Source organism: Chamaesiphon sp., assembly GCF_041737865.1.
In the GTDB taxonomy this organism is placed as follows: domain Bacteria; phylum Cyanobacteriota; class Cyanobacteriia; order Cyanobacteriales; family Chamaesiphonaceae; genus Chamaesiphon.
The window spans coordinates 1-5,188 of sequence record NZ_JBGSQZ010000141.1 but is presented as its reverse complement, the minus strand read 5'-3'; the positions used below and the strand labels follow the sequence as shown (position 1 = coordinate 5,188).

The following is a 5,188-nucleotide window of genomic DNA, read 5'->3' as shown; positions in this document are numbered from 1 at the left end:
GTTATCGGTTTGTGTGCGATCGGGATAGAGGGTAGTTTGCCGATAGCAAGAATGGTAATCCTTAAATTGTGAGAATGTGCCCTCGCCGTTGAGGAATTTATCGTCTTTAAAGATTGCCTAGGCGGTTTCATAGCGAAATTGAACTTGCTCGATCGAGTCGTAAACTATTCTGCGACATCTAGCATGGCGAATTGCTTCATTTTTGCCAGAGAATTTTTCTGGAGAGTCACCATTTTCACACATGACTTGCGACCAGTCGATCGCGGTAGTTGTGCGGGTAAGTTGAGTTCTGACTAAGTTTTTGCACATAATTTTTTGATAGTAATTAGGGGATTGAGTGGGGCAGTTTCAGTGATGTAGCGTTCAATGTGGTAGCTCATAGCTCTGAGGCGATCGTAGGCGCGATCGGCTGGTAATTTATTAGGGTTGAGATTGTAGACCAATGCGTAAGTTGACTCAGACCACGTACCCCAACTGAGTGGGGTGCGACCAGTATTCATTGCTTGGTGAAGAGTACTGAAGTCACCAATGATTTTGCTTCCACCATTCTCAACTTGCTCTAATCGATAGATGTATTTTGGTTCATTCATAGTAGATAAAGTAGATAAAGCCTCCAAGTTAATTAGCGAGTAAAAAGGTAGTAAATGATTGCTCGAATCGCTGCTGTTTTTGACAGCTAGATTTATAGGACGTTAGATTAATACTCTCAGGTCGCCAAAAATGACTTGCGTAAACGTGAGGCAACAGACACGTTACCGCAACGTTTTCGTAGGTTTGGGCTTCTCCTTTTTCCCAAATGTCACGATCGGGAGATTGATGCCATTGTGATGAGATATTCATTAATTTTGCGCTTGCACTTAGGTTCTAAACCCGATCCGCGTAAGCGCACAGGGCTACGATCGACATTCAATTTGATAGCGATCGAGTGCAGATTTAAGCCGCTCGATTGCCAAGCTTCGGACTGATGGTGGGTAGATCACCTCACAGTCGCCGCCATAGACAATTATTTCGCGGATAAACCAGAAAGTATTGTTGATATGCCGACGGACTACTAATTTATTGTCTAGTCGATCGCTGGCGATATCTCCTGGTTTTGGCTCATAACTGGCGGCTAATCCATTATGTAGATTGAATTCAACGACGATTGTGTCTAGTGCGGATCGCCATTGAACTTGAGGTTTGGGTTCGATCGAGCCAATTCGATCGAACCGGAGACATCTGTTACGAGGTAAATCTGGGTCTGACGATCGTGATTGAGTCCAGATATTTAGGTAGTATTGCCGTTCGTGCCAGACGATTTCGAGAAATTCGGCGATAAAAGTCTCGGTTTTACCGCTGGGAGATTGGTATTCGATCGCCAGTGGAATTTCTGCGGCGATCGTCTCCATTACGGGTTCGATCCATTCGACTCCCGCTTGATTCCCAGTAGTGGGAATTAACTTGTGGGTGCCAGTGGCAATCGCGACAAGGGCAGTGGTGGGGTTCCCCCGCTTGCCCCAGCGGAATCCTGCGAGTTTTAAGAGGGTTGATAATTGCTGTCGGTATTTATCGTCGAGAATAATTTGCATTGTTACTTTAAAAATAAGTTAATTAAGGAGAGAGAACGGTATTTTTTCACGTTTTCTTGTTCTCCTTCTGATGGACTGACAAAGGTATGGTGCTCAGGCAGGGTGAAGCCATAATCTTTGGCTAGATCGAGCTGCTTGGCTGATGCCTTCCATCCGTCGGGTAATTTTCGGATATGCTCGACGCGGAAATACTTGTTGAGTTTTTCGGCGATTTCGGCTGTAGTGCTCAGATTTTTCCCGATCGCCAAGGCGGTTGAACCGCTTTTTTTAATTCGTGCTACTAGCTGAATTTTTGCTGGCTGAGATGGTTTTTTCTTGGACTTTTTACTGTTCCATTAGTGTTGTCGATCAGCCGGGGCAGATTAATAATTCTACTAACTGGGATTGCATAGGCTGGTGTTCGATCGACAATGGCGGCGATCGAATAGTTGCTTTCTATATTTCGGGAGCAGATATATTTAATAGTGTTGGAATCCCAGGTTATTTGAACGTTATTAGGAAAGGATTTTAATACTTTTAGTTTGATTAATTGTGGATTGGCAATGGCGGTATGTTGCCAGAGCTTGACGATCTCTACATCGTTTAGCTCAAAGTAAAATTCTTTGGTGGTTTCCATTTTGTCAGCGATCGATCTGAGGGATTGGTAGTCATCTCGGTCGAGCATTTTGTGAGTATGGATCGTCAGTCCAGTTGGCTCGATTTTGAGTTGGAAGCTGTTGAATTCTACCCGATCGCATAAATCTATTAATTTATTGAATCGTTCGACTGTAATCGCCGCTCGTGCTTTAATTTGGTCGATTGGGGATGCAGCAATCGTCCGATCGAGAAAGGGGATGTTGAGTCTGGCTGCTGCTGTTTGGCAGATATCGCGGAGATATTCGACCACTGGCTGAGAGTTGTAACTGCTATCTTGGATTTTCCAGTTTGGCTTCTCCCAGATGCGGAAGCTCCGATCGATTAGCTTGATTCGACCCACAAACCATTCATCATAGGGGCTGGCGATCGAGTACTGGCTGTTGGACAAAGATAGGATAATTTGCTGCATAACTCTATAATTACCATGATATTATATAATAATATCATGGTAATTTAGATTAGTCAATAAATTACCATAGTATTTAGGGAGGCAGAGATGTCAAAGCCGGAATCGTGGACGATCGCTTTGGGGATCGGATAAGCTAGAGATCTAGAATTGCTCTGCCATTAATATGTCCGGCTGGCAAGAATTAGGCTTCTTTGCACCAGCCAGTAATTTTGCTGATGCTTTCGGATCTTAGATGGCGGATGGCAATCTCCTCTTCGGGGAACTCAACTAACATCCGATTGCACCAGATAATTTCCCGTTGCTGTTGAGCAATCAGGCGGGAAATTTGAGCTTCCCAACTGTCCTGGTCTAGGTCTGTACCAAATATTACGGCTAATTCACGTTCTGCTTTGATTCGGTCGGTGTAAATCATGTTGATGGTTATTGGGTGATAGGGTTTGTCGATCGAGCTTAACTTTCGATTGCCGATCTAAACGATCGGCAATCGAAAGTTAACTAGAAGAGAATCGTTTATGGGGATGGGGATATTCGCGTTTCACAGACCAACCGATTCTGTTTCGATCGACGCTGGGGAGAAATTTAGCTATGTGAAACGATGTTCGTGTCAACAATACTGATTATTCTTTCAACTTCGTCAATTTCTGAAAATACGATCGCACCATCCCTTTTTTTAATCATCACGCAACTTTCGTGTCCAAAAATCATCCCTCCTGATTCATAAGCAATCCATCGATTCGGTTGATATTCTTTTAGCTCTGTTAGGTGAAATACTTCAGAAACATACTTATTGCATATCTCGCAATTACCATATAGGTGTGAAGAACTTTTTGTGTTCTTGAGTCTGTACTTGTATCTTGTCATTTTTAAAATTCCGATTGTCAAAGATAGATCTAAAGCCGAATCGCGTAAGCGCAAAGAAAGATGATGCTCGCTAGTTCACAACTGGTAAATTGCTTGGTAGTGATTTCTAATAAATGATGCGACCGACTCAATTATTGCGGGGGACAGCATCTAACCAATTATCCAACTTGAGATAATCTCTAGCAACCACTGGTAAGACCACTGATAGATCGACAAAACGGTTGTCGCGTTCGCCAATTTTGTAAGTTTGGTAGTGAAGTGAAAGCTCCTCTGCTCTACTCTTGAGAACGGCAGAAATCGCCGCACGACTAGCTGCGCCCATTGCTCGACACAGAGGACTCAAGAGTTCGACCGAAGCACGAAGCTTGTCGGTAGTGTTATCTTCATTCCATTTCAAAATTGCATCGATCGCCCGATTGATACTAGCTTCGGTGTGGGGAGTCCAGTTAACCTTCTTGGGCGAGGTGGGCACAGAGATATGATGCGGCTCCTCAATAGTTGTCGGGGGTGGGCTAGGTAGGGGAGGATTTGAGGGCGAAACAGTAAGGGTTGGAGAATTCAGCGGAGTTGTCGAGACTATTGCTTGCTGGTTGGGCGGGATGGAAGCTGGTAATGCCGCATTACCAGCAAGCATGTTAGCGATCGAGTCCAGGCGTAATTTAGTTTCGGCTAATTCCTGGTTGAGACGATCGTTTTGGGTGAGTAATTGAGCATTCTCCGTTGATAGATGTTGATTCTCCGTCACCAGTCGATCGAAAGCTGCTTGCTCTAGAGGATCGGCTTTGCTAACGATTCGCTCGTTAGTTGCATCGTCGGCTAGGGAGATTGCTGCTATATTCAGGACATCATTCTGATACTTGAGATTGGCGATCTCTGCTTTTAGTTCATCGACCATTCCAATAAACCAAGTGATGTTAGGGTCTGGTTTCACAATCGAGCTTTGCTCAAGCTCGGTTATCGATGTAGCAGTATGTCTGGCGATCGAATCTTGCTTGGGGGGAGCTTCAATAACGACTGTGGATGTTTCATGAGCGATGACTGCGGTATTGTTGCCAGCAATTTCTGCGGCAGTCGGCAGTTCACTTTGGTCGATCGCGCTATCCAAATTATCATTAGCAATCGCCTCATCTGCCAAAACTGCTAAATTCTCATTGTTAAAATCTGGATGCCAAATCTCGCGATATTTTCTAAAGGTATTAGCAGAGGGCGGGATTGCAGGGCTGTTGGCAGCGATCCATTCCTTAATCATCGCCATCCGGTGGTTGTTCGTGGTTTCGGGGGTTAGTAGATGCACGATGGCTTTGTAGCCCCGTTCGATACTATCCTTGCACTCCTTCGATTTCTGGAGATTAGCCGCCTGGAGTGGACTTAGTTGTGATGTGCTGGGAGTAGCGATCGTGGATGGTGGTAACTGGTGATTATCGACGTTTGTTGCTGCTTGCATGGGAGTTATTTCCTGGGGGTTTTTGTCCGTGAATTCTTTCAAAACTTGGAGATTGGGGAGTGTGCCTAATTTAATACCGAGTCTGCCGTTGCGATTGCCATTGCCGTCACCGATCGCGTAGTCATCATAGTTATTCCGAGAATTGTACTTAGGTCGCTTCACGCCATTGACAATTTCCAGATGCCCCTGAATTTCGGCTTTATAGCGGTGTTCCGGTATCTGGGGAGGACAGAACCAGTGTGACGCGATCGTCGCATATACAGCGCGAAA

At 44.9% G+C, this 5,188-nt stretch carries 7 protein-coding genes and 1 pseudogene; all 8 read right to left on the bottom strand.

All coding sequences use genetic code 11. The features are described 5' to 3' along the window. Positions 1-117: 117 nt before the first annotated feature. Complete coding sequence (locus tag ACEW9J_RS10525; RefSeq protein WP_373545073.1) at positions 118-309, bottom strand: hypothetical protein; 192 nt, start codon at positions 307-309, stop codon at positions 118-120. Further along, entirely contained in the window at positions 294-590 is a 297-nt protein-coding gene (locus ACEW9J_RS10520) for a hypothetical protein (protein ID WP_373545072.1), read from the bottom strand. The genes ACEW9J_RS10525 and ACEW9J_RS10520 overlap by 16 nt, the downstream gene beginning before the upstream one ends. 28 nt (positions 591-618) lie before the next feature. After that, positions 619-840, bottom strand: coding sequence for a hypothetical protein (locus tag ACEW9J_RS10515; protein ID WP_373545071.1), 222 nt, complete (start codon positions 838-840; stop codon positions 619-621). A 53-nt stretch (positions 841-893) separates the two neighbouring features. After that, complete coding sequence (locus ACEW9J_RS10510) at positions 894-1,568, bottom strand: helix-turn-helix transcriptional regulator (protein ID WP_373545070.1); 675 nt, start codon at positions 1,566-1,568, stop codon at positions 894-896. A 2-nt stretch (positions 1,569-1,570) separates the two neighbouring features. Further along, positions 1,571-1,816 (bottom strand): hypothetical protein, encoded by a 246-nt coding sequence (locus ACEW9J_RS10505; RefSeq protein WP_373545069.1) that lies wholly within the window; start codon positions 1,814-1,816, stop codon positions 1,571-1,573. A 32-nt stretch (positions 1,817-1,848) separates the two neighbouring features. Continuing rightward, the gene (locus ACEW9J_RS10500) at positions 1,849-2,613 is read right to left on the bottom strand and encodes a hypothetical protein (RefSeq protein WP_373545068.1); all 765 of its coding nucleotides are present in this window, start codon (positions 2,611-2,613) and stop codon (positions 1,849-1,851) included. A gap of 181 nt (positions 2,614-2,794) precedes the next feature. Beyond that, positions 2,795-3,025, bottom strand: coding sequence for a hypothetical protein (locus tag ACEW9J_RS10495; RefSeq protein WP_373545067.1), 231 nt, complete (start codon positions 3,023-3,025; stop codon positions 2,795-2,797). Positions 3,026-3,601: 576 nt separating this feature from the next. Beyond that, positions 3,602-5,188: pseudogene (locus tag ACEW9J_RS10490) on the bottom strand (hypothetical protein); the annotation flags it as partial.

Excerpts from the sequence above, each read along its gene's own strand:
- ACEW9J_RS10495 (WP_373545067.1), bottom strand. The coding sequence starts at position 3,025 with ATGATTTACACCGACCGAATCAAAGCAGAACGTGAATTAGCCGTAATA.
- ACEW9J_RS10525 (WP_373545073.1), bottom strand. The coding sequence starts at position 309 with ATGTGCAAAAACTTAGTCAGAACTCAACTTACCCGCACAACTACCGCG.
- ACEW9J_RS10510 (WP_373545070.1), bottom strand. The coding sequence starts at position 1,568 with ATGCAAATTATTCTCGACGATAAATACCGACAGCAATTATCAACCCTC.
- ACEW9J_RS10500 (WP_373545068.1), bottom strand. The coding sequence starts at position 2,613 with ATGCAGCAAATTATCCTATCTTTGTCCAACAGCCAGTACTCGATCGCC.
- ACEW9J_RS10520 (WP_373545072.1), bottom strand. The coding sequence starts at position 590 with ATGAATGAACCAAAATACATCTATCGATTAGAGCAAGTTGAGAATGGT.
- ACEW9J_RS10515 (WP_373545071.1), bottom strand. The coding sequence starts at position 840 with ATGAATATCTCATCACAATGGCATCAATCTCCCGATCGTGACATTTGG.